Raw genomic sequence first — 24,937 nt, 5'->3', positions numbered from 1 at the left:
CAAAGATATGAATGATAAAAAAGTAGAAGAAGAATTGAAGAAGATTTGGGATGATGTCCCCATTTCGCATTCTGATGAAGAAAAAGAGGCTTCGTGGGAAGCATTTCAATCCAAAGCCTTTCCTTCAAAAAAACAAAGATTTAAAGCATGGCATTATGCCGCAGCGGCAGCCGTTTTACTTTTTGCGTTTATCGGAGTGGGACTTTTCTTTAATAAAGAGCAGAACCAGCAGGAAATTAAATTGACTTCAAACGTAATTGAAAATACTACTTCAATTGTAAAAACGATTTTTTTACCGGATAGTTCTAAAGTGGAGTTAAGTCCTGATTCCAGAATCGAGTATGCCGATAATTTTAAGACTAACCGTAAAATTGAGATTAAAGGAGAAGCTTACTTTCATGTAACAAAAGATAAAAAACATCCCTTTCAGGTTTTTTGCAATGAAACGACAACCACTGTTTTAGGAACATCTTTCTTAGTAAAAGGATACACCCAAAAGGAAGTCTCGGTAGCCCTTTTTGAAGGAAGCGTTGAGATGAGCGTAAAAGACCAGACTCAAAAATGGATACTCGTACCCGGTGAAAAATTTACGTATGCCAATAATACTGTTGAGGTGTCTGAATTTGAAAGATTTACCGATTTTGAAAATGAAAAGTTAACCGTTCTTGCCGCCTACATTAAAACAAACTATGGCTACACGGTGAAATTTCCAAAGGAATATTACGATCAGCACATTACATTGAGAATCAATAAAAAAGAAGATTTAGAAATAATTATCCAGTTAATTTCCGAAATGTATAACCTAAATTTTGAAATAAATGAAAAATTGAAAGAAGTTACTTTTCAATAGAAAAGAAAAAGGATGCACTAGCCGCGAAACTAAACATCCTTCTCATGGTCAGGATAACAAGAATTATCCAATTTAATAATGTTCAAAAATACAAAATTTTATGAAACATATCATTTCAGCATGTTTTTGTTATACATTGAAATTCCCAAAGGAATATTATGACCATCGTATTACTATACGAATTAATAAAAAAGAGGATTTTAAAAGAACAATTCAATTAATATCTAAAATGTATAACCTAAACTTTGAAATAAATGAAGAATTAAAAGTAATTACTTTTCAATAGAAAAGAAAAAGGATGCACTAGCCGCGAAACTAAACATCCTCCTCATGATCAGGATAGCAGGAAACTATCTCATTTAATAATATCAAAAATACAAAATTTCATGAAGCATATAATTTCAGCGTGCTTTTTTTTATTCAGCTGGGGAGTGTTTTCTCAAAACGTAACCATAACTGTTGATAAATCAGTAACACTAAAAGAATTCTTTAAACAAATTGAAAGTCAGAGTGATTTCAAATTTGCGCATACAGACCAAATCAATACCAATCAAAAGTATTTTACCGAAACAAAGACTTATAAAAATATCAGCGTAAAAGAATTGGTCAATGAACTTAATAAAAGCGCAGCGGTTCAGTTTTCTATCGTTGGCAATAATATTTTTGTAAAGCAAAAAGTAACCAAAGCACCTAAAAAAAAAAATAAGCTGAGCGGTCAGGTTTTTGACGAGAACAAGCAGCCGGTTATTGGAGCAAATATTTTCATAAAAGAACTTTCTACCGGTGCTACAACTGATGCAGACGGAAAATTCTCGATATCACTGGATAAAGGAAACTACACCGTATTGATCAGCTATCTGGGCTTGAAAAACAACGAAAAACAAATTGTAGTTTCTGACGATTCAAGAATCAATTTTTATATGGATTCAGACAGTCATGAGCTGGAGCAGGTAGTAGTAACCACCAATAAGGCTGTGGATGTTAAAAATACTCAAATGAGTGTAAACAAACTTTCGATGGCCGAGATCAAACGAATTCCGGTTGCAATGGGAGAAGCTGATCCTTTAAAATCGATATTGACATTACCCGGAGTAACCAACGCCGGAGAACTTTCGTCGGGTTTTAACGTCCGCGGTGGTGCGGCCGATCAAAACCTGATTCTCGTAGATGGTGGTCCGGTTTATGCTGATTCTCACATGTTTGGTTTTTTCTCAATTTTTAATCCTGATATTGTGAGTGGATTAGATTTATATAAAGGAGGAATTCCTTCTAAATATGGAGGACGAGTTTCTTCTGTTCTGGATATCACACAGCAAAGCGGGGATTTTGAAAAGTACAAAGTTAACGGAGGTATCGGTTTGATTTCAAGTCGCTTGTTGGTGCAGGGACCTATTCAAAAAGAAAAAGGATCTTTTATTATTGCAGGACGTGCTTCGTATGCCCATTTATTCATGAAACTGGCTGATAGCAAAAACTCCGTTATGTTTTATGATTTAAATGCTAAGTTCAATTATCGTTTAGGAGCCAATAATACATTGTCTTTTTCAGGGTATTTTGGGAATGACCTTTTTGATCTTAATAATTTTTTTAATAGTACTTACGGAAATACAATGGGGATTTTAAGCTGGAAGCATAAGTTTTCCGAGAATTTAAATACCAACTTGTCCGTTTACTTTAGTGATTATAAGTTTAATCTGGATCTGGATAGAGAAGGCTTTAAATGGAACAATAACATTCAGACTTATGGCCTTAAATATGGTTGGAGTCAGAACGTATCAGAAAAATTAAAACTGAATTACGGAATAGACGGTCAATATTACGATTTTAATCCCGGAACCGTAAAGCCTACCAACACAACTTCACAGTTTAACTACAAACAGTTGGATAAAAAGTATGCTTTTGAATCTTCTGTTTATCTGGACTTTGAGCATCAGATTACAGAAAAACTGAACCTTCGATACGGACTTCGTTACAGTATGTTTTATCGTTTAGGTGGGGAAGAAATCAATACTTATGAAGATGGGAAAGCAGTAGTTTTTAATCCGTTGTATAAAATTTACGAAGAAGGAACTCCAACGGGGAGTATCACTTATAAAAAAGGAGCGACCATCAGTAAGTTTGATAATTTCGAACCTCGTGCTGCAGTATCGTATGCTTTTAATGAGACTACTTCGGTAAAAGCGAGTTATAACCGAATGGCACAGTACATTCACATGTTGTCGAATACGCAGTTTCCCTTGCCAACAACGATTTGGACACCAAGCGGTCCTTTTACAAAACCGCAGCTTTTGGATCAGTATGCCGTAGGTTATTTTAAGAACTTTAAAGATAATGAATACTCTTTCGAAGGAGAGTTGTTTTATAAAAAAATCAAAAACCGTATTGATTATATAGACGGAGCCGATATTTTGGCCAATAACAATATAGAACAGGTGATTTTGAATGGTAAAGCCAGATCATACGGTATGGAATTAATGTTGCGAAAAAATACAGGAGCATTTACCGGTTGGGTTTCGTATACCTTATCCAGAGCTGAACAAAAAACACCTGGCAGAACACCCGAAGAACCCGGAGTCGCAAATGGTAAGTGGTATTTATCAGGGTATGATAAACTGCACAATTTGAGTATTGTAGGAAATTATGAATACAGTAAAAAATGGTCTTTTAATGCAAATTTCAGTTTGCAGTCAGGTCAGCCGGTAACGTATGCTAATGGGTATTATGAGTTTGGAGGTATTAATGTTCCGAACTTCTCCTTAAGGAATGAAAACAGATTGCCTCTTTTCCACCATCTGGATCTGGCAGCAACTTATACGCCAAAACCGGATAAAAAGAAAGGATGGCAGAGCTACTGGGTATTTAGTCTTTATAATGTGTACAACCGAAAGAATGCAGCTGCGATGACTTTTGCAACAAATGAAGATACAGGGATGAATGAGACTAAAAGGCTTTCTATTTTTGGAGTAGTACCGGGAGTTTCTTATAATTTTAAATTTTAATGAATATGCAAAGGATTGATATAAAAACGATAAAGAAGAATACAATAGCTATTTTAGGTTTTGTTTTGGTACTGTTTTTCTCCTCTTGTGATGATGTGGTAAAACTTGATTTAGAAACTGGTGAAACGAGAATCGTAGTCGACGCCGAAATTATCTGGAAAAAAGGAACGTCCGGTAGTGAGCAGGTCATCAAGGTGAGTAAAACGGCTCCTTATTACAACGATAAAACTCCAAAAGTCTCAGGAGCTAAAGTAAAAGTGACGAATAGCAAAGGAGATGTCTTTACTTTTAATGAAACAGGGCCAGGGCTTTATGTATGTACTAATTTTGTACCTGTGATCAACATGGATTATGTGCTTTCTGTGGAGGCAGAAGGGCAAACTTTTACGGCTGCCGAAAAGTTAATTTCAGTATCACCTATTGATAGAATAGAGCAGAAGCGAGTTCCGGATGTAGCCGGAGACGATCTGTATGAGATATCTTTTTATTTTAAAGACCCGGCGGATCAGGTCAATTTTTACCTTACAGATTATAAGAGTGATGTTTTTCGTCTTCCTTCATACACGTTGTTAGATGATGAATTGTTTAATGGAAATGAAATATATCCGAGATTTTCAGATCCCGATTTGAAACCGGGAAAAAGTCTTTCGGTTATAAATCGAGGTATTTCTAAGAATTTTTACAACTATATGAGTTTAATTTTAGAGATATATGGAGGAAGTCCTTTTTCTATTCCTCCCGGAAATATCAGAGGTAATATTGTAAACACTACAAATGCTAATAATTTTGCTTTTGGTTATTTCAGGCTTTGTGAAGCAGATACCTTTTCCTATACCGTACAAGAGAACGATAATGTTGTGTATCCGGGAAAGTAAAAATTTTAATTGAAGGTTGATTTGTGACTACATCTGGCATATAAATAGTTATGTCAGATGTTTTTTTATGCAGTAATTTTAGGGTATAAAAAAAAGGATCTTGTTAAAATCCTTTTTTTAAATTCGATACAAGAGGCAGCTGTTTTTAACTAAGATTTAGACGAATCAAGAAGTTATTGGACTACTTTCTTTTAAAACGCATCATCGGAACATCGTTAAGTAATAAGTTTAGTTTACCTTCTTTATCAATATTATAAGAGGTGATTTTTCGGATCATTTCAGTAAAAGTTTGCTCACCGCCGCCTTCGCAAAACATCATCGTGGTAGGTCCCTGTTCGCCAAAGCTGATCGTTTTTCCCTTTAAAGTATAAGGAGCACTGTACCCATTACAGCCCGCATTTCCGAAAACCTGACCGGTATTCTGGTCAAACTTGATAAAAGGTTTTTTGTTGGGATACAAACCTTCAAAAGCAATTCTCGGACCCGAAATATATTCCAGTTCCCAGGTAGTGTCAAAAAGAGCGGTGTTTTTTGTAGTATCCTTTGTAGTGGTGCAGGAATTAAAAAATAGAGCAATTGCAGCAAGCAGTAGTGTTACGTAGTTTTTCATATGTTTTTTTGAAGATAAAATTAACAAGTTTTGGGTTAGAATAATCATTTTTAGGATAGAACTTAGTTTAAAAAATTAAAGCTTTATCATACAGTAATATTTTGAAAAAACAGTCGGAATCATGATTGTATTTTAAAAAGCAAAACATAAATCAGGAATTTACTTTACCTGTTAAACCCTTCTTGGATCTCCTTTTAAGTAAGTTTTACTAAATTTAAAATATTCGGTTGAAGTTCTTTCTCCTGCTTTCCCGTCAATTCTAAGAACACTTCCGGCAGTATTAAGAAGTTTTTGAAGCTCGGTAGCTTCGTTTGTAACCTTCCCGGAATAATACATAGTTTTGTTTCCCTGCGCTATGATTTGTTCTACAATATGCGTGTTGGGCAGTGTAATTAGATGCTGTTCCATCATACGGCGCAGCAGAACAGCGGCACCGCATTGTTTCGAAACCGCATTGGGATCATATTTGCCGTCCTGAACATATTTACCTTTAGTGTACTGATTAGAATAACTCCATAAATAAGGCGAGTTAATTCCCTGCTTGTAATATCCTAATCCGTTAAAAAGTTCAAGTCTGTAAAGAATTCCGGCAATGCTCCAGTCCGACCATGAATTTAGCTTGTCGTAAATCAAGGCGTCATTTGCGCTCACTTCCCAAGTAAATGGCGGATTTCCTGCTTTCGGGCGGCCTGCAGGAACGTTAACTGTACGCTTATTAAGCGGGTCGCCATTGTGCAAATGAGTAGTAAAGTTCAGACTTCCTTCCATACAATGTATAATAGAAATCATGTACCAGGGAATGTTTAAGGGATCACCAACAGACTGATATCTGCTTTTGTTTGAAACTATTTTAGCTATCAATGCATCAATTTCAGGATATTTAGCTTCTTTTATGACGCAGGATGCAAACAATTTTTCGTAATTGTTTTTTTTGTCAGGGGGTACTGTTGTTGCCATAATTATAGTTTGTTAGTGTTGAGTTCTATTCAACTGATTCGTTAGATTTAGATAGTATAAAGTTAGTTAAAAAACTTTATTTTTGTTTTAAGGTGTTTAAAAACAGGTGTTTATACTTGTTTGTGGAATGGTGGTCAGGATTATTTTTGATAAAATACGAAGAGGAGTATTGGCTATTGAAAAAAGAAACGGGTATCGAACGATGATAGAAGGTATGGAGTCGTTTTTTATAAGAGTACATAGGTGCGAAAGTTATAAATGTAGAGTTAAAGTCGTCAGAAGGAAAAAACAGTTCTATTTCATTTTTTAGAAAACAGAAAAGTTTTAAGGTAATGCAATCGTAACCCTTTCAAAAGGATTTACTTAGAGTATTCGCAACATTTTTTGATAAAAACTAAGAAGTAAAAAACAATTTTGCGTTGATTTTTATAGATTTGTAGAATCAATATATGCCCAAAAATGGATTGGGATTAATTATAAAATACTAAGACAATGAAAGCGGTTACTTCACTATTTTTATTTTTAATATTTGTCTACTCAAATTCTTATTCACAGTTAAGCTCAGATAAAATATTCGAAAGTTTTAAACAGGGAGAACGGACCAATTGTTCGTCGATTGCCTTTATTAAAGCCTCTTTAAATGTCTATGGATTAGACAATCTTTTTGTAAACGAAAAGACAGGTGAAAACACTCATAAAATCACCTTAAAAAATAATGCATCATTCAATCTGCAGGAGGACGAAATCAGTAAAGCTAAAATATCAGCCGGTTTTATCTATATTAAGGACAATCCCGAAAGTGAAAAAATTACCGATTATGCGATACTGACCTATGCCGTAATGGCAAAATACAAACAAATTATTGATAAGGTCGATACTTTTGATAAAGCATTAGAAGATTTAGAAGATGGTTCAGTATATACTCCTACCATTTACAAATATTTAGGATTCAAAGAAGGTAAACAAGTACTAAAGCTAAAACGACAATCCGGAAGTGAATACTGTGGAGTTGTGGCGTGGTCTACTGCACATGCCGTTTTCGTTTGTGAAGATTTCATGGACTATTATGGCAATAAAAAAAGCATCTGGATCAAGTATCCGGGACGTTTCAGAGTCATTAAATCGTAAGCAGAAGTAAAGATTTACTGCGAAATATCTGCATTTCTATAAAAAAACGAACCATCATTAAATTCCTGAAATGTGCTCTCCAGTACCTCAGAATTGTCTTATAGATTGACATAAAATAAAATGTTATTTTTTTTTTAAAAAAAGGAATCATTAAAGTTGTGGCTTAAGTTAATTTGTATACTTTTGTGTTCCTCAAACAACCAATTACATTAGTAAAATGAAAAGTAAAATAATTCTAGTAAGTTTCTTTTTCTTTTTTGCAACTGGGGCTATTTCAGCACAGGCAAAAAATGCTCCAAGAAGTATAATCAGTACAACAGCTATTATCCGCAAATACCATGATCAAAAAGAATTGAGCGGTATGCAAAAAGGGGAGCTTTTGGAATTATACATCGAGCGTATTAAAGTTTTAGTAAAAACACTTCCTTATATCGCTTTGGTTACTAAACCAGGTGTTACTATGGCAGACTTAGGTATTCCGGACGATAGTGAGCACAAAAAAGTGTTAGACGGTCAGGCAGAAGGAACAACAGTATTTTTGGATACTACTGTAGAGTTTCAAAGAAAAATGATGCCTTACTCAGATAAAGGAAATTTAATTGCTGCAATTTTATTCTACGAAAGCACATTGAAATCATTACACGAGTTCAATGATATCATGAACTAAAAAATTAGCAGGATCTTACTCCTGAAAAAATACAAACCTCCAAAGTCATTTGATTTTGGAGGTTTTTTTTGGTTTTAACAGTATAAAACGGGTATTAATACGGGTATGCAATCACCATAAATTGGGTTACTTTGATTGCACAAGTTATTAACGCTAAAAAAAGTTTATCATGCTAAAACGTAAAAACCCTGATGAAGAAGGGAATTTAAATCAGCTGACCACTGGTTTTGCTCAACAGGCGAATGAGGCCATATTCGAAGCACTTCAGGAAGAGAATGGTGTATTGGATAAATTGATGTCCGGATATCAAAAAGTTCTGATTGAAGATCCGATTAGACCTTTTTATGAAGAAGACCTTCAAAAAATTGTAAAAAATGTAGATTATGGTATTTTACAGGTATTAGAAGGTACCTGGGTAAGCTACAATAATAACAGTGACGATCAGAGTCAGAAAAAATTGATTGGCAGCGGTATCCATACCACCATCATGCCTTCGCCGGGAACCAACGCAGGAACCATTCCCGGAAAATACAGTTTTGAGTGTGAAGAATATATCGAAAAACTTACTTTTAATCTGGTGCCGGGTGGTGTTCGAAACCGTGGCGGTGCAAACGAGCAATTTTGCGGAGCAGTGAAATACGAACAAAGCATCAAAAGTGTAAACCGTGTAACCGGTCAGGACGCTTTGCAATACACTCCAATTCACGAAGAGAACGGGATGTACTTGTGGCTGAGTGATATCTTTAACTATGCAGCGACAGAAAAAACGATTAGTGAAGACCGTGGTATTCATGCCATATCACCCAACAATCCAAATAAAGATTTATACAAAAGCGGTTATCAGGATGAAACCCTGTTTTTAATCATGAACGATCAGGGAAACAAAGAGTATGTAACGCTGGAAAACTTAAACGGAAGAAAATATTACGAGATTATTGCTTCAAAAGAACTTAAAGCAGGAGCAGGACAAACCGGACCTTATTTTATACCCGATTATTCGATTTCGAGAAGTGGCGTAATTCCGCATGGAAGTACAATTACATTACTGGGAGATTTAAAGCCAAATAAATCAGGTTATTTGATTAGTGGTGCTCCACAGTACCCGGAAGGATTCGCGGCCTGGGACTATAAACATCTTGCTATTTCGCAAACAATGGGGGGAGCAGATGCGAGCAATGAGCCTATAAATCTGGATGCACCTCCACCACCTTGGGTATTTGAGACATTGGATGATAAAAACGATGAACGTGAAAATAAAATTTATACGCAACGAATATTAGCGCATCATTTATATCCATATTCGGTACGACCAGATTTACGTCTTCGTGATACACTTAAAAGTGATGTGGTAAAAAATCATGTAGTGATCGAGATGTCCTCTAAAAATAAAACCGGAGCACAGGGAGGAATACTAAATGTTCCGTTTGTCAATCGTTTTGTTCCTACGGTCGAAATGAACATGAGAATGTGGATTGAAACCGTTGTCGAAAACAAAAAAGAAATTCTTCAGTTGCAATACGAACAGGTCATATTTTTCGAGTTTGATTTCGGAGATGATGGCGGTACTACAAGCTGGCCACATATTCAGGTCAATACACTCCGTAAAATGGAAGATGTATCACCTGAGCAGAAACGATTAATAGAAGAACAGTTTCCGGGTACTTATAAAATGGGATCTTCCGGGGAGACTTCGGGCTGTCCTCATCATAAAGAGTAAATTACTGTAAATTTTGACAAGCAATAAATGAATTAAAAGATAGGGTAGTGCCGTAGGGCGTTACAGTTTAGAAAGTGCAATGATTTTTAATCATTGCACTTTTTTTGTGGGATAAATAGAGCTTAAAGAGTTATAAAACTTTCCTGTTGTTTAGAATTTTGGAGCTAATATGTGGCATTTTTCTTACTATACTACCAAGTATTATCTATATGTAGGTATTTATTACATTATACTGCCAGTTGTTGGTTTTACTGATAATAGTTTGTTTTATTGGGATAATTTTTGCGTAAATATTAGTGCAATGTGGAAAGACGTAAAGAAAATACAAAACAGAGTATTAGATTTGGCGCCACAATTAAATTACCCAAAAGATTAAACCAGAATATCTTATGAAAAAGAATTACCTGTTACTTTTATTGATGGTACCCATTTTTGCCCATTCTCAGGACATTCTCTGGGAGAAATCATACGGCGGACAGCATGCCGACTATTTGTTTGACGCACAACCCACAGCCGATTACGGTTTTATTCTGGCAGGAAGTTCTTTGTCTGACAAAACCGGAAACAAAGACGACGATAATCATGGAGATTTGGATTACTGGATCTGGAAAATGAGTGAAAAAGGAGATCTGGTCTGGCAGAAAAGCATTGGAGGAAGCGGCTTTGATTTACTCCAGAGTATTAAAAACACCAGAGACGGCGGATTTATACTTGCAGGAACTTCTAGTTCAGGAAGAGGTTTTCAAAAGAATGAAAAATGCAAAGGCCTTACTGATTTTTGGGTTATCAAATTAGATGCTTCGGGCAGTGAGCAATGGCAGAGAACGATTGGAGGTGCAGGGAAGGACGAACTTTTATGTGCTTTTCAAACCAAAGATGGAGGTTATATGTTAGGAGGCTCCTCAAGTTCTGATTATTCCGGTAATGCACTTGCTGCTACAAACGGAATGGCCAAACCCACCACAAAAGCTGCTCAGTTTAATAAATCAGAGAAATGCCGTGGCAACATGGACTATTGGATTGTCAAACTGGACAAACAGGGTGATGTCGAATGGCAAAAGACTTATGGAGGAAGTTATAGCGACGTACTGAGAAGTATGGAGCAGACCACAGACAACGGCTATATTCTGGCGGGCTATTCCAACTCACCCGTTTCAGGTGACAAAACAGAAAACAACAAAGGAATAGGCGATTACTGGATTCTTAAAATAACGGATACCGGTGAAATTCAATGGCAAAGTACCTATGGAGCCGAAGGAGACGATCAGCCCTATGTGATCCATCAGACTGCCGATGGCGGTTATATTGCGGGCGGAAACTCCAACAGTAAAAATGCCCTGACCACTATGGGCGGTATAGTTGGGAACGGAACCGATTACTGGATTCTGAAACTCGATAAAGACGGAGGTGTGGTATGGAGTAAAACCTATGATTTCGGAAAAACAGACATCCTGACCTCATTGGTAGAAAACAAAGACCAGAGTTATCTCATAGGCGGTTACGCCCAAAGCGAAAGCAGGCGTCCGCGTGAAGGGATCGTGGCCAAAGCACTTAACTCCGTCAGTAAAGAAAAAGAAGGTATCAACGACTATATCGCGATGAAAATTGACGATAAAGGAGAAGAAATCTGGAACAAAACCGTAGGCAGTGCCGGAGAAGATATTCTCAGGAAGTTAATCGAAACCCGAGACGGAGGGTATCTCATGGCAGGAACCTCCAATTCGACTGCCTCAAGAGATAAAAACGGCAGTATAGGAGGCAATGATTTTTGGGTGGTAAAGCTCAAAGACAAAACAAAAGTAGAAAAAGTAAAATCCAGTATCGAAGCCATTCCGAATCCTGCATCCACTTACACCAATATTATCATAGGCTATGATTTTAAAGAAGGTACGGCCACTTTGATCGACATCGCCGGACGTACTTTGCAGGAATTTGACATCAACAGCAGGACTGTGCCGGTGAATCTAAGCCAATATCCTGAGGGAATCTATATTATTAAAGTTAGGACAGATGTGAAAACAGAATCTGTAAAAGTGATTAAATCGGTAAATTAAATAATCAAAAAATCAATAAGATATGCAAATGAAAAAATCCTTCATTCCTTTTTTGATTTTCGTTTTATTATGTATCTCGAAAACAGCAGCACAGAATGATGCTATTATGCAACCCCAAATTACACCTCCCTATCCTGGAACTGCTGATTTAGGGAATTATGGTAATGTTCCTGTTGGACTTTTTACAGGTTCACCTGCAGTAAATTTAGAATTATATACACTTAAAGAGGGTGGAAATACAATTCCTCTATCGATGTCTTATAATTCGAATGGGGTTCAAGTAGACGCAATACCCAGACAACTTGGTATAGATTGGAATTTAATTGCTACTGGGGTAATTACGAGAAGTGTAATGGATCAGCCGGATGAAGAAATATCTTTTTATGATGCTAATGCTTCATTGATTGATTGTAGTCCAAATGATACAGCAAAGAATATAGGAGGCTCAAATCAGGTTGATACGGAAAAAGATGTTTTTAATCTGAATGCATTTGGGTTATCTGTCAAATTTATATTAGCAGATGATAGAAGAAATACAATACAAATCGAACAGAGTAAAATTAAAATTGTTTACGAAGGTGGTTTTTTTACTGTTGTAGACGTCGATGGAACTGTATATACTTTTGGAGGAATGAATGCTGTTGAGGAGTCACTCAGCAGAAATGAAGGAGTTTCAGGTCCCGTTCCTCCAGTACATTACAACACAGCCTGGTATCTTACTAAAATTCAAAAAACAGGTGGGGTATCACCGGTAATTTTTTCCTATTCTCAAGAATGGATGAGATTCTATAGCTCTTATTTTCAAAAATCAGTATCAACCCAACAGAATATTCGTAGTACTGGTTATATGAGTAGTATTTCTCAACCAAGAACTCAGACCTATAAGAATAAACAATATCATAAAACATCATTGTTAAAAGAAATAAAAATTAATAATAAGAAAATAATTTTTGATTATGATTATAAAAATCCTCCGGCTGAATTTCAGAGTCATAATTCAAAACAACTAATTTCTATTAAGGTTTATAATGACACTATCAATTTAGCAAACTCGCTTATTAAAAAAATCGATTTTAATTACGATCAAATAACACCGTCCAATATTGGAGCTAATGGGTATACCGATATTGACCAGAAATTAATATTTCTAAAAGAGGTACGTGAACAAGGAAAAAGTTCATCCGCTGAATTTGTTAAATACTCCTTTGATTATTATCAGCCCGAAAAACTTCCGGCAAGGCATTCATTTGCAAAAGATTTATACGGTTATTTTAATGGAGGTAATGGAGTAAATGACCTTATTTTTAATAATATTTCTACTAGCACAGCTCCCGGAAATGAATGTAATTTTTCTCCATTATTTAGTGCGTATAAAAGTATTGGCTCATTGAGAGCCCCTAATGATTTATATACCTACTTCGGGATGTTGAAATCTATTTATTACCCAACTAAAGGAAAGACAGTTTTGGAGTACGAATCAAATAAACTCGTTGCAAATGTTTTTATGAAAGGGAAAAATACTTCAACTGTCACGGTGGATTGTCAAAATAGTACTACAGGTGTTTCAATTCCCTTCCAAATAGGTAAGAGGCAGATTGTTGCTATTTCTGGTAATGTTGGAATGGATGATGAAGAAGGACTTTGTGAAAATTATTTTGCAGCGCCACATCACGTAACAGGGCAAAAAGTTTTTGTTAAAATTCTCGATGCGTCTACAGATGCTATTTTGTATTCGTTCGATAATACCCAGGAAAGGGTGATAAATAAAGAAGTATGTCTTGAAGCAGGGTGGTATAAAATTACAGTAAAAGCTTCAAAGTGTTCTTTTGGTAATGCATCTATTAAGTTCTTTCCAACAGGAATGGAACCCCATTGGGAAAATAAAGAAACTCCAATGGCGGGGGTACGAGTTATGCGTACTACAGATTATGATAATAATGGAACTGCCAATACAAAAAGATATTATTACGGTACTTTGGACAATTTGGCAACATCTTCAGGGGCATTTACGACAATTGATCCCTACATAACAGAGAATATAGATGTTTCGGATGTAGACTTAATCGACTTAGGGCAGTATACAGGAGATGTATCTACTAGAGATTTTGTTAGAACCTTCACTGTAACTTCCAGTCCAAAAAGTTCCCTTACTTCATTTGATGGAACAGCAATAGGATATCGTTCTGTAGTAGAAAGCTGGGGAGGAGATCATTTCGAAAATGGAGGTATAGAAAATATTTTTGATGTTAATAGCGATATTGAACCAATAATGCTATGTCAGGAAATTATTAGAAATGTTAATTATTCTAATTCTCATTTAAATGGAAAACCAGTAAAGAAGAAAATCTTTAAAAAAGAAAATGGCTTAGTAAAAAATATATCAGTTGAACAATATTTTTATGATGTTAAACCGGAGTTAGAGTACAGTAAAAATAATTTTGTAGGAATACCTTATTATAGCGCTAAAAATTTCGTGTTATATGTAATAAATCAATATTCGATTACAAGCAGGTTTAGTTATTTATCAAAAAAAATAGTATCCTCATTTGATATTATGGGGCAAAATCCTGTGTCAGTAACAACCTTATACGATTATACTAATAATGCTCATCTACAGCTAACATCAGAAAGTATTTTAAACTTAAATGAAGAGAAAGAGTTAGAAACCAAATATTACTATCCTGATGATTTATTAAATGAGCCTTTTATGGTTGAATTAAAAGTGGCTAACCGAATTAGCCTACCAATCATTGCAGAGCGATACAAAGATGGTACGCTTCTTTCAAAAAATAAAACGGTTTATACTAAAGATCCAACAACAGGTAATTTGCTATTGCCAAAAGAGATTTATTCATCAAAATTCCCGAATGATTTGCAAAATTTAGCCAATATTGGGAATTTAGAGAAGAAAATTACCTATAATCAATATGATGAAAAAGGCAATGTTTTGCAATATACGGTAGAAAGTGGTACTCCCGTATCGATCATTTGGGGGTATAATAAAACACAGCCTATAGCCAAGATTGAGAATGTTATTTATAATTCAATCTCAGCAGGAATCATCAGTAATTTGCAAAGCCGTTCAAATGAAGACGATGACAATTGTATGTCAGAGAATTGTACGGAACAATTATTGAGAAATGAATTGAATACATTGCGAAATACTTTTCAAAATGCTTTTATTACCACTTATACTTACAATCCACTGGTTGGTGTAACAAGTGTAACAGACTCAAAAGGAATACCCTCTTATTACGAGTACGATTCCTTTGGCAGACTAAAATTTATAAAAGATCAGGACTTAAATATACTTCAAAAGTACTGCTACAACTATAAAGGGCAGCAGGCTGATTGCAGTGATAATACGTCAACCGCTGAGTACCTCTATAAAAGTGCCGCCAGAAGTGGGGTGTTTACCAAAAATAACTGTGCTGCGGGAGGAACAGGTTCAAGTGTTCCTTACAGTCAAGCTGCTGGGGCATATATCTCGACCATTTCTCAGGCTGATGCAGAGAGTCATGGGCTTGATAAATTTAATACAGACGGGCGGGCTTATGCGAATGCAGATGGTTATTGTACTTTTTATAGTGCAGCAATAAGCAGATCAATTGCAAAGAATGATTGCGCCGTGGGCGGAGAAGGCTCTAGTGTTCCTTATAGCCAAATATATGGAGCTGAACGTTCCTTTTCTTCACAGGCAGAAGCCGACAGTAAGGGATTAGCTAAATTTAATACAGAGGGGCAGGCTTATGCCAATGCTAATGGTAAATGTTTTTTTTATAGTATTGCTTACAGCGATATTTTTACAAATGATGAATGTGGATTAACTGGAACGGGGACGAGTCATTATTATACTCTGGCAGCCAGGGCAGAGAAATCAGAAGTTTCTCAGGGAGAAGCAAATCATAAAGCAGCCTTGAGATTTCTTGCAGAGGGACAAATCTATGCTAATACCGCAGGTAGTTGTGTTTTTAATAGTGCACCTTTAGGGGGATATTTTTTAAAAAATAGCTGTCCTGCAGGAACAGTCAGCACATCTGGTCCTATTTATTTCGAGCAGAGCAGAGGGGCTGTAACTTCTAAAATTTCACAAGCCAATGCTGATGAACTTGCGGCTGTCAAATTCAATACCGATGGACCAAATCATGCTAACACAGTAGGGGAATGTTTTTACTACAGTGCCCCCATAAGCGGAAGCTTTACAAAGACCAATTGTCCACCCGGAGGGATTGGTTCCACTGATGTTTATTCTCTTGGATATGGGGCAGGAAAATCAAAAGTTTCTCAGGCAGAAGCAGATGCCGAGGCATTAGAACAGCTTAATTATTACGGAAAGGTGCAGGCAGAATATGGAGGTACTTGTACTTATTTAAGTCAGAGAGTAGTTTACAAAATTTATAAAGATGATTATTGCCCGCCCGGCACTACTTTTCCATACGTCTATTATATTGTGGAGCAAGGAAAGTATCACTCAGAAATTTCACAGGTAGATGCTGATAATAAAGCGTGGGTAGATGTTAGTGCTAATGCGCAGGCATACGCTAATGCCAATGGAATATGTCTTAGACACGGAGAGGTAGAGGAGTAAAACAAAGATTTTAGATATTAAATCATTTTTAAAAGAGATTCAGATGAAAAAAAACATACTAATTATAGCTCTTTTGTTATTAGCAAGTATAGATCTAAAAGCCCAAACCCTTAGCAATGATAATTTTGTGTACACCCTTAGCCCCAAAAAAGAGGTTAAGGCAGCAAACTTAAATTCGCTTACGAAAGACGAAATGAGTCAGAATGTGACGTATTTTGACGGATTGGGACGCCCGATACAAACCATTGCCATTGGTCAGGGAGCAGCCGGACAAGACCTTGTAACGCCTATGGAGTATGACGGTTTTGGACGACAAGTAAAAGAATACCTGCCCTATCCGGCTGCTAATGGAGGCAGCAGTTATCCCAGAATTGACTCCAATACAGCCATAGCTACCGCAAAAGGCATTTATAGCGCTGCAAAATATGACAACACTCCTAATCCTTTCTCACAGAAAGCATTTGAACCATCGCCTCTAAACCGTGTTCTCAAACAAGCTGCTCCGGGAGCTTCATGGGAAATGGGTAAAGGCCATGAAATCAAAATCGATTATCAGACCAATACTACAGCCGATGCCGTAAAAAAGTACAAAGCCAATGCTATTTGGCAGGCAGGCTTAGGATTGTACAACATTAGTTTTTTAGATGAAGGAACCTATGCTGAAGGGAAATTGTATAAAACGGTGACCTACGACGAGAATACAACAGCAAATCCAAGTGAAAGTGCCGGTGCTACAGTAGAATTTAAAAATACCGAAGGTAAGGTTGTTTTAAAGAGAACTTACAATTCAGGCAATCGACACGATACGTATTATGTTTATGACATTTATGGCAATCTGACTTATGTATTGCCTCCAAAAGTACCGGCTGTTGTCGATGATGAAGTTCTAAAAGGGTTATGTTATCAATACAAATACGACAACCGCAACCGTCTGGCCGAGAAAAAACTGCCCGGAAAACAATGGGAGTTTATTGTGTACGATAAACTCGATCGCCCTGTAGCCACAGGACCCGCTTTCTCGCCTTTTAAAGACGAAACTGCCGAAGGCTGGCTGATTACCAAATACGATGCTTTTAGCAGACCCATTTATACCGGCTGGAACGGTCAGCCTTCCAATGCGGTCACCAGAAAAGCATTACAGGATGCTCAAAATACAGCCAATGTTATATTTGAAACGAAACAGACCTCTGGAAGCATAGACAATATATTGGTAAACTACAGCAACAATATTGCTCCTACCAATTTTAAACTTTTAACGGTTACCTATTACGACGACTATAGCTATCCCAATGCGCCTGCGAAACCTGCTGCTATTGAAGATCAGCCCGTTTTAGACAACGTTAAAGGTTTGATGACCGGAAGCTGGACAAGAGCCTTAACCACCGCAACGGCAACATTTGGAGAAACTTCTACTATTTTTTATGACAGAAAAGCCAGAGCCATAAATACCCGAACTCAAAATCATTTGGGCGGTTATACCAGTACCGATAGTAAACTTGATTTTATTGGAAAGTCACTCTATACCATCACCAAACACAAGCGAACCTTAGGAGATACCGAGCTAATCGTAAGAGAAGATTTTACCTATTCGCCACAAGACCGTTTGCTGACGCATACGCATCAGGTCAACGGAGGTCAAGTAGAGCTTTTGGCAGAGAACAGCTATGATGATCTGGGCCAATTGATCGTTAAAAATGTAGGGAACAACGCGGCAAATCCTTTGCAGAAAGTACAGTATACCTATAACATCAGAGGATGGCTAACCGGAATCAACAATGTCGAAGAGCTACAGCAGGACACAGATCCGAAAGATCTGTTTGCCTTTAAAATTAATTATGAAAAACAGCCGGGCAACTCACAGGTTCAGGCCTTGTACAACGGAAATATTTCCGAGACCTATTGGAAGACCAACACCGATGTGACCAAGCGTTCTTATGGCTATCAGTACGACAATCTAAATCGTCTGACCAGTGCAATTTACAGTAAGCCCAATGATGCCATTCCGGTATCGGGGGCGTATAATGAAAGTTTGAGTTACGATAAAAATGGAAACATCAAGTTCTTACAGCGCTATGGTGCCAGTGATGCTCCGTCTATTGTTTTTCAGACCGACGATTTGACTTACGGGTATTTGAATGAAAACTCGAACCGTTTGACTAAAGTAACTGACGGTCCTGCCGGAAATGACAACGAAGGCTTTAAAGATGGAAACAAAACAGGGGATGATTTTACCTATGATGCCAATGGCAACATGATCGCGGATAAAAACAAAAACATCACCGAAATACAATACAACCAACTCAATTTACCCAAGAAAATTACATTTGGAACAAGTGGTAGGATTGAGTATATTTACAACGCAGCGGGTCAAAAACTGGAGAAAATTGTAAAAGAGACGAGCGGTACAGTTCATACTGATTACCTGGTTGGTTTCCAGTATAAGTACAGTGAGGGGCAGGACGGTGGAAATCAAGGTGGAGGCAATGACGACGGCGGAGATCCTCCTGCACCGGATGATCCGGGAAATACCGATCCACCTATTGATGGTACAGATCCTGTAAAAGATCCACCAGGGGAAGCCAATCGTTTCAGTGCCTTCGCAGTACAGTCGTCAAGTCAGGCTGTTCCGTCGCGACCAACGTTGGAGTTTTTACCGACAGCAGAAGGCTATTATGATAAAATAAGCAAAAAGTATGTCTATCAGTACAAGGATCATTTGGGGAACATACGATTGAGTTATGCTAAAAATCCAGCAACGCAAGTTCTTGCTATTATTGAAGAGAGTAATTATTATTCTTTTGGATTGAAACATAAAGGATATAATGATTATGTAGCTACTAATAATAAGTATAAGTACAACGGGAAAGAATTACAAGACGAGCTGGGGCTTAACATGTATGACATGGAAGCCCGAAATTATATGCCAGATGTTGGTCGTTGGGGTAATATGGATGAGTTGTCTGAAATTTTTTATGTAAATTCACCTTATAATTTTTCAAATAATAATCCTGTAGTTTATTCTGATCCAACAGGACTAGCTCCAGAGAGTTCAAATTACTTAGCATCTACTGTAGTAAATAGGAGAGGAGAAATTATTGATTACAAGGATGATGGTGATGATAATATATATTTAAATAAACGTGGTGGAGAAATAGTTGGTAAAGAACGTCTAGGTGTAAAGTATGAAGTAGGTAACAAAATCGTTCAGGCTGATTTAACTAATTATAATGTTTTATTTTCTGACGGAATAGCAAATATGAAATACCTTAATAAACCAGCAAAACCAATTATGCTTGAACTTCCTTGGTATGTTGGTAATCCTTTAGCATCAGAATTTAGATGTACTCAAATTGGAAGCTTTTGGATGTGGTTTAAAACATATGTTAAAGGAGGCACAATTGAAATTCAAATAGGTACATTGATAAATGAAGCTCCTTCGGCAGGAAGTGCCATAAAGCTTTTAAAAACAATGGAAGCTGAAGCTAAAGCCTCAGGAGCTACAAAATTAATAATTGAAGGAAAGGGAGTAGTTGAAACAAAACTATTAAATGCTAAAGCTTGGGAAAGACTTGGCTATACTATTGAGAGGATTGAACAACACTCCGTAAGAATTTATAAAAATTTGTAAAATTATGTTAAGTATATCGGTAATAAAAGCTAAATTTATGAGAAGTGGTTTAAATTTTAAATCAACTTTTATATTTGACGAAAATTCGCATCAAGTTAATCCAAAAGATTTGTTTGTTTTTCAAGCAAATGAAAAATGTATTATTTATTTTACTAGAGACAATAATTATAGCTGGTACCTAACAAACATGAGGTTAATTATTCCTGTTGAAAATAAATTTATTAGTTTATCAGATTTGACAAAAATTGATTTTCCAAATATTAAAAATAATCCATTATCAAAAATGGAAAATACTGAATTAACCTTGTTTACAAATTCTAATCAATTTAAATTGTTTTTAGAAGAAAATAGTTGGCACGTTTTTTACAATATCTTTAAATTTATCATCGATAAAAACAATTAATTATTTGCTAATGTTACAGATTAGGTGTTTTTATAAAATAATGACGTAATGATCTGAAAAAGAATATAAACTTTAATTTTTGAATAGAAAAAGAGACGATCGGTTGGTCGTCTCTTTTGTTTTTTGTCTTTTAATAAGCCTTAAAATGCTTTTACTTTAACTTAGTGTTTCAAATTAGGTCATTAAGATAAAGTGTAATTGCTGCAATGGCGAATGCATAAAAAATGGATTTCAATCTAACGGAAATCAGCGTTATAAATGTTGTTTTTGTTAAAAAAGATAACAGATTGATTATACTTCAGCGAGTAGGGTGTTATGATTATAGTAATCAAGTATAAATACTTGATTTTTATGTTTTTGGGTTTGGTATATTTGATCTGTTTTTTACTTCTTGATTTCAGTATTGACAGCTGGTCGCGATAAGTTTAAAGAAAGAGATTAACCAATTAACGATTAATTATTATGGTAAAAGTATACGGAGTTGACGAATCGGATTATAAAGCGGACTTCATAATTTCTGAAAATTACATCAAATTTACGGGGGAATTACTTCGGCTTTCTCTGTTAGCCATTGGAGGGTTTGGTACACTACTCGTTGCGAAAATGAAAAGAGAAGGATTTGGGGCTGAATTGGATTACTCCGGATTTATTATCGCGCTAGTATGTTTTGTTTTTTGTTCAGGCGCTTGTATGTGTCACAGGTTTTTTGCCACAGACTCAATGAGTTGGTTTATTAGTTTATTAAGAACTCAGAAGAATGATGATATTGTTAAAATAGATAAAGAAAGGAAAGGTATGTATAGAGCATTAAAGTTGTCAAATATTTTCTTGGTTCTAAGCGGAATTTCATTTGGATTAGGTGTGATTTTTTTCTTTATCGCGATTTATAATCTTCTTTAGCTTGTTGTATATCATTTGTTAGGTCTTTGGATGTATGGTTAATTGAATTTTAATGCTAAGTTTGTAGATGCATACTGAATTAAAAATTCTGATTAAACGAGATTATGAGCACATTATTTGTTAAAAATATGGTTTGCAACCGCTGTATTATGGTGGTTCAGAACGAACTTGAAAAACTTGGACTGGAATTTAGCAACATAAAGCTTGGGGAGGTTACCTTGGCAAAAGAACTGAGTGCCACAGAAAGAACTTTACTGGAGCAGGAACTGGTTTCTCTTGGATTTGAAGTGATCGACGATAAAAAAAGCAGAATCATCGAAAAGATTAAAAACATCATTATTGATTTGGTACACCATCAGGATAATGATACCAAAAATAACCTGTCGGATATCCTGAGCGAAAAGATCAATCATGACTATAATTATCTTTCCAATTTATTTTCTGAAGTAGAAGGAACTACAATAGAGAAGTATTTTATTGCGCAAAAAATTGAAAAAATAAAAGAACTTCTGGTTTACGATGAGTTATCACTTAGCGAGATCGCTTTACGCCTGAATTATTCAAGTGTGGCTTATCTGAGCAATCAGTTTAAAAAAGTAACCGGCCTGACTCCAAGTTATTTCAAGCAAATTCGGGCTGAGAAAAGAAAACCTCTGGATGAGGTGAAGTAAATATTACAAATCAAATCCATAATTCCACAATACAATTCAGCGCTATTCTTGCCAACTTTGCAGGTATAAAAGAACAACTGAATTATGGCAACAACTGATAATAATAAGGAGACAATTTACATTCCGTTAGAAGATGTAAACAGCGAGCACTGTGCATTAATCGTAGAGAAAGGATTGGCAGAGGTTAAGGGAATTGAAACTCACAAGGTGGAAGTTAACAACCGTAGGGCCGCGATAACGGTTAAAGGTAATGAAACTGTTGGTAACGCTGTAAAGGCTATTAAAGACCTTGGATATGGTGTACCAACCGTAAAAAATACGTTCCCAGTTCTGGGAATGACCTGTGCCTCTTGTGCCAGCAGTGCAGAAAGTATTGTAACTTATGAATTGGGAGTAGTGGATGCTTCGGTAAACTTTGCAACAGGAAACCTTACTGTTGAATATCTTCCCAACCTTACAGATGCTTCTAAATTACAAAAAGCAGTTCAGGGCGTTGGCTACGACTTGCTTATTTTAGATGAAGCGAAACAACAAGAGTCTTTAGAGACTATTCATGCGGAAAATTTCAAAAGATTAAAAAACAAAACCATCTGGGCTGTGGTATTGTCATTGCCTGTAGTGGTGATAGGGATGTTCTTCATGAATATTCCTTATGCCAATGAGATCATGTGGTTTTTTTCAACGCCGGTAATTCTTTGGCTGGGGAAAGACTTCTTTGTAAATGCCTGGAAGCAGGCCAAACATCGCTCGGCCAATATGGATACGCTGGTAGCTCTGAGTACCGGAATTGCTTACTTGTTTAGCGTTTTTAATATGTTATTCATAGATTTCTGGCACCAGCGCGGATTGCATGCGCACGTATACTTTGAAGCTGCGGCAGTAGTAATTGCGTTTATTTTGCTAGGGAAATTATTAGAAGAAAAAGCAAAAGGAAATACGTCATCGGCTATTAAAAAACTAATGGGACTGCAGCCTAAAACCGTGATCGTTATTCAACCCGACGGGACTGAAAAACAAGTTGCTATTGAGGAAGTAAATGCGGGAGCAGTTATTTTGGTAAAGCCGGGTGAAAAAATTGCGGTCGATGGTATGGTTATCTCGGGTCATTCTTATGTGGATGAGAGTATGTTAAGCGGTGAACCGGTTCCCGTACTGAAAAAAGAAAACGAAAAAGTGTTTGCAGGAACCATTAATCAAAAAGGAAGTTTTCAATTTAAAGCCGTTAAAGTAGGTAAAGAAACCATGCTTGCCCAGATTATTAAGATGGTCCAGGATGCTCAGGGAAGTAAAGCTCCGGTGCAGAAATTGGTCGATAAAATTGCAGGTATATTTGTCCCGATTGTAATGGTTATTGCACTTCTTACTTTTATAGCCTGGATGGTTTTGGGTGGAGACAACGCTGTAGTGCAAGGGTTGATGGCAGCGGTTACCGTATTGGTTATTGCTTGTCCTTGTGCTTTAGGTCTGGCCACACCAACTGCGATTATGGTAGGTGTAGGTAAAGGCGCCGAAAACGGAATATTAATCAAAGATGCTGAGAGTTTAGAATTGGCCAGAAAAGTAACGGCTATTGTACTCGATAAAACAGGAACCATTACCGAAGGAAGACCACAAGTGACCGGTATAAAATGGCTAAAAGACGTGGACACTACCAAAGATATTCTGCTAAGTATTGAAAAACAATCAGAACATCCGCTAGCAGAAGCGGTAGTGAAAAGTCTGGAAGGAGTGTCAGGTGTAGTTTTATCCAATTTTGACAGTATTACTGGTAAAGGTGCGAAAGCGGTTTATGCCGATGAAACTTATTATGTGGGGAACAAAAAACTGCTGGCAGAAAATAGCATTGTCATTGCAGAATCACTATTGATTCAGGCAGAAGAATGGGGTAAGGAATCCAAGACTGTGATTTGGTTTACCAATAGCAAGCAGGCACTTTCGGTTATTGCGATATCCGACAAAATCAAAGAAACCTCTGTTCAGGCGATCAAAGAATTGCAGGAGATGAATATTGAGCTGTATATGCTGACGGGAGATAACGAAGCGACTGCAAAAGCGATTGCCACACAAACGGGAATCAAACATTATAAAGCAGAGGTGCTGCCACAACACAAAGCTGATTTTATAAAAGAATTACAACAACAAGGTAAAACAGTGGCAATGGTAGGTGATGGTATCAACGACAGTACAGCACTGGCAACTGCCGATGTCAGTATCGCGATGGGCAAGGGAAGTGATATTGCAATGGATGTAGCAAAAATGACGATTATCTCCTCTGATCTGACCAAAATACCTCAGGCGATTCGCCTGTCTAAACAAACGGTTGCAACAATCAAACAGAACTTGTTTTGGGCATTTATTTACAATCTAATCGGTATTCCACTTGCTGCGGGGGTACTTTATCCGATAAATGGATTTTTACTAAACCCTATGATTGCAGGAGCTGCCATGGCTTTGAGCAGCGTGAGCGTAGTGAGCAACAGCTTGCGTCTGAAATGGAAAAAATAAACTCTTGATGCGTTTGTCAAACGGCGGTTCCAAAGATTATGGGCCGCCGTTTTTATAGGTACATCATTTGACTGAAATCATTTTAATCCCTGGAAAAGGCATCAGACTAATTAATTCAGATTTCTGGTTAATTATTATGGCGTTCCCCTCCGGGTCGGGCTGTCCGCTAAATCTTTTGCGATAGAGATTTTTTGTCTGGCATAAAAATAACAGGAATCACAAAAGGATACCGCTTTCATCCCTAACGCTGTCTACGATAAAGAGAATATTTAAAAAGAAAACAGCCTTCTTATCTATAATTTATTAGAGTATTATGAAGAGTATTGCTCTGAAAGAGTAAAAGCATCAGTATGGTGCTTTTATCCCTAACGCATTCTGTGATAAA

The 24,937-nt window shown here is 36.6% G+C and carries 15 protein-coding genes; 13 read left to right on the top strand and 2 right to left on the bottom strand.

Going from position 1 to position 24,937, the window contains the following annotated elements; translation table 11 throughout:
- Positions 1-7 precede the first annotated feature (7 nt).
- The 3 genes from OLM58_RS19945 (at position 8) to OLM58_RS19935 (ending at position 4,724) form a co-directional block, all read left to right on the top strand.
- Positions 8-850 carry a FecR family protein gene (locus OLM58_RS19945; RefSeq protein ID WP_264530325.1) on the top strand — a complete coding sequence of 281 codons (843 nt, stop codon included), beginning with the start codon at positions 8-10 and terminating at the stop codon, positions 848-850.
- A gap of 386 nt (positions 851-1,236) precedes the next feature.
- On the top strand, positions 1,237-3,849 hold the full coding sequence (locus OLM58_RS19940) for a TonB-dependent receptor (protein WP_264530324.1): 2,613 nt from the start codon (positions 1,237-1,239) through the stop codon (positions 3,847-3,849).
- A 5-nt stretch (positions 3,850-3,854) separates the two neighbouring features.
- On the top strand, positions 3,855-4,724 hold the full coding sequence (locus OLM58_RS19935) for a DUF4249 domain-containing protein (protein ID WP_264530323.1): 870 nt from the start codon (positions 3,855-3,857) through the stop codon (positions 4,722-4,724).
- A 181-nt stretch (positions 4,725-4,905) separates the two neighbouring features.
- On the opposite strand, the gene OLM58_RS19930 is transcribed toward OLM58_RS19935, so the two are convergent.
- Positions 4,906-5,334 carry an META domain-containing protein gene (locus OLM58_RS19930; RefSeq protein ID WP_264530322.1) on the bottom strand — a complete coding sequence of 143 codons (429 nt, stop codon included), beginning with the start codon at positions 5,332-5,334 and terminating at the stop codon, positions 4,906-4,908.
- A 171-nt stretch (positions 5,335-5,505) separates the two neighbouring features.
- Positions 5,506-6,291, bottom strand: coding sequence for a hypothetical protein (locus OLM58_RS19925; RefSeq protein ID WP_264530321.1), 786 nt, complete (start codon positions 6,289-6,291; stop codon positions 5,506-5,508).
- A gap of 492 nt (positions 6,292-6,783) precedes the next feature.
- Between OLM58_RS19925 and OLM58_RS19920 the strand changes: the two genes are divergently transcribed.
- The 10 genes from OLM58_RS19920 to OLM58_RS19875 all read left to right on the top strand — a co-directional run bounded on the left by OLM58_RS19920 (position 6,784) and on the right by OLM58_RS19875 (position 24,552).
- Positions 6,784-7,419, top strand: a complete 636-nt coding sequence (locus OLM58_RS19920) for a hypothetical protein (RefSeq protein ID WP_202703067.1) — start codon at positions 6,784-6,786, stop codon at positions 7,417-7,419.
- A gap of 217 nt (positions 7,420-7,636) precedes the next feature.
- Positions 7,637-8,086 carry a hypothetical protein gene (locus tag OLM58_RS19915; RefSeq protein WP_017495730.1) on the top strand — a complete coding sequence of 150 codons (450 nt, stop codon included), beginning with the start codon at positions 7,637-7,639 and terminating at the stop codon, positions 8,084-8,086.
- Positions 8,087-8,255: 169 nt separating this feature from the next.
- Positions 8,256-9,803: a peroxidase, FMP-type gene (locus tag OLM58_RS19910; protein ID WP_264530320.1), complete on the top strand. Its 1,548-nt coding sequence runs from the start codon at positions 8,256-8,258 to the stop codon at positions 9,801-9,803.
- Between the two features lie 389 nt (positions 9,804-10,192).
- Positions 10,193-11,857: a T9SS type A sorting domain-containing protein gene (locus tag OLM58_RS19905; protein WP_264530319.1), complete on the top strand. Its 1,665-nt coding sequence runs from the start codon at positions 10,193-10,195 to the stop codon at positions 11,855-11,857.
- A 28-nt stretch (positions 11,858-11,885) separates the two neighbouring features.
- Positions 11,886-16,445: a DUF5977 domain-containing protein gene (locus OLM58_RS19900; protein WP_264530318.1), complete on the top strand. Its 4,560-nt coding sequence runs from the start codon at positions 11,886-11,888 to the stop codon at positions 16,443-16,445.
- A 43-nt stretch (positions 16,446-16,488) separates the two neighbouring features.
- Entirely contained in the window at positions 16,489-20,073 is a 3,585-nt protein-coding gene (locus OLM58_RS19895) for a DUF6443 domain-containing protein (RefSeq protein WP_264530317.1), read from the top strand.
- A gap of 37 nt (positions 20,074-20,110) precedes the next feature.
- On the top strand, positions 20,111-20,476 hold the full coding sequence (locus OLM58_RS19890; protein ID WP_264530316.1) for a hypothetical protein: 366 nt from the start codon (positions 20,111-20,113) through the stop codon (positions 20,474-20,476).
- A 462-nt stretch (positions 20,477-20,938) separates the two neighbouring features.
- The gene (locus OLM58_RS19885; RefSeq protein WP_264530315.1) at positions 20,939-21,376 is read left to right on the top strand and encodes a hypothetical protein; all 438 of its coding nucleotides are present in this window, start codon (positions 20,939-20,941) and stop codon (positions 21,374-21,376) included.
- Positions 21,377-21,480: 104 nt separating this feature from the next.
- On the top strand, positions 21,481-22,047 hold the full coding sequence (locus OLM58_RS19880) for a helix-turn-helix domain-containing protein (protein WP_264530314.1): 567 nt from the start codon (positions 21,481-21,483) through the stop codon (positions 22,045-22,047).
- Between the two features lie 84 nt (positions 22,048-22,131).
- Positions 22,132-24,552 carry a heavy metal translocating P-type ATPase gene (locus tag OLM58_RS19875; RefSeq protein ID WP_264530313.1) on the top strand — a complete coding sequence of 807 codons (2,421 nt, stop codon included), beginning with the start codon at positions 22,132-22,134 and terminating at the stop codon, positions 24,550-24,552.
- Positions 24,553-24,937 lie beyond the last annotated feature (385 nt).

It is taken from the genome of Flavobacterium sp. N502540, assembly GCF_025947365.1.
GTDB lineage: Bacteria > Bacteroidota > Bacteroidia > Flavobacteriales > Flavobacteriaceae > Flavobacterium.
Note: the sequence above shows the minus strand (reverse complement) of the source record. Positions and strands in the feature narration are given on the sequence as shown.

Bases quoted from the DNA above. Each gene is read 5' to 3' on its own strand.
- OLM58_RS19905 (WP_264530319.1), top strand. From the start codon at position 10,193: ATGAAAAAGAATTACCTGTTACTTTTATTGATGGTACCCATTTTTGCC.
- OLM58_RS19875 (WP_264530313.1), top strand. From the start codon at position 22,132: ATGGCAACAACTGATAATAATAAGGAGACAATTTACATTCCGTTAGAA.
- OLM58_RS19885 (WP_264530315.1), top strand. From the start codon at position 20,939: ATGGTAAAAGTATACGGAGTTGACGAATCGGATTATAAAGCGGACTTC.
- OLM58_RS19925 (WP_264530321.1), bottom strand. From the start codon at position 6,291: ATGGCAACAACAGTACCCCCTGACAAAAAAAACAATTACGAAAAATTG.
- OLM58_RS19910 (WP_264530320.1), top strand. From the start codon at position 8,256: ATGCTAAAACGTAAAAACCCTGATGAAGAAGGGAATTTAAATCAGCTG.
- OLM58_RS19940 (WP_264530324.1), top strand. From the start codon at position 1,237: ATGAAGCATATAATTTCAGCGTGCTTTTTTTTATTCAGCTGGGGAGTG.
- OLM58_RS19890 (WP_264530316.1), top strand. From the start codon at position 20,111: ATGAGAAGTGGTTTAAATTTTAAATCAACTTTTATATTTGACGAAAAT.
- OLM58_RS19945 (WP_264530325.1), top strand. From the start codon at position 8: ATGAATGATAAAAAAGTAGAAGAAGAATTGAAGAAGATTTGGGATGAT.
- OLM58_RS19930 (WP_264530322.1), bottom strand. From the start codon at position 5,334: ATGAAAAACTACGTAACACTACTGCTTGCTGCAATTGCTCTATTTTTT.
- OLM58_RS19895 (WP_264530317.1), top strand. From the start codon at position 16,489: ATGAAAAAAAACATACTAATTATAGCTCTTTTGTTATTAGCAAGTATA.
- OLM58_RS19900 (WP_264530318.1), top strand. From the start codon at position 11,886: ATGAAAAAATCCTTCATTCCTTTTTTGATTTTCGTTTTATTATGTATC.
- OLM58_RS19880 (WP_264530314.1), top strand. From the start codon at position 21,481: ATGAGCACATTATTTGTTAAAAATATGGTTTGCAACCGCTGTATTATG.
- OLM58_RS19920 (WP_202703067.1), top strand. From the start codon at position 6,784: ATGAAAGCGGTTACTTCACTATTTTTATTTTTAATATTTGTCTACTCA.
- OLM58_RS19915 (WP_017495730.1), top strand. From the start codon at position 7,637: ATGAAAAGTAAAATAATTCTAGTAAGTTTCTTTTTCTTTTTTGCAACT.
- OLM58_RS19935 (WP_264530323.1), top strand. From the start codon at position 3,855: ATGCAAAGGATTGATATAAAAACGATAAAGAAGAATACAATAGCTATT.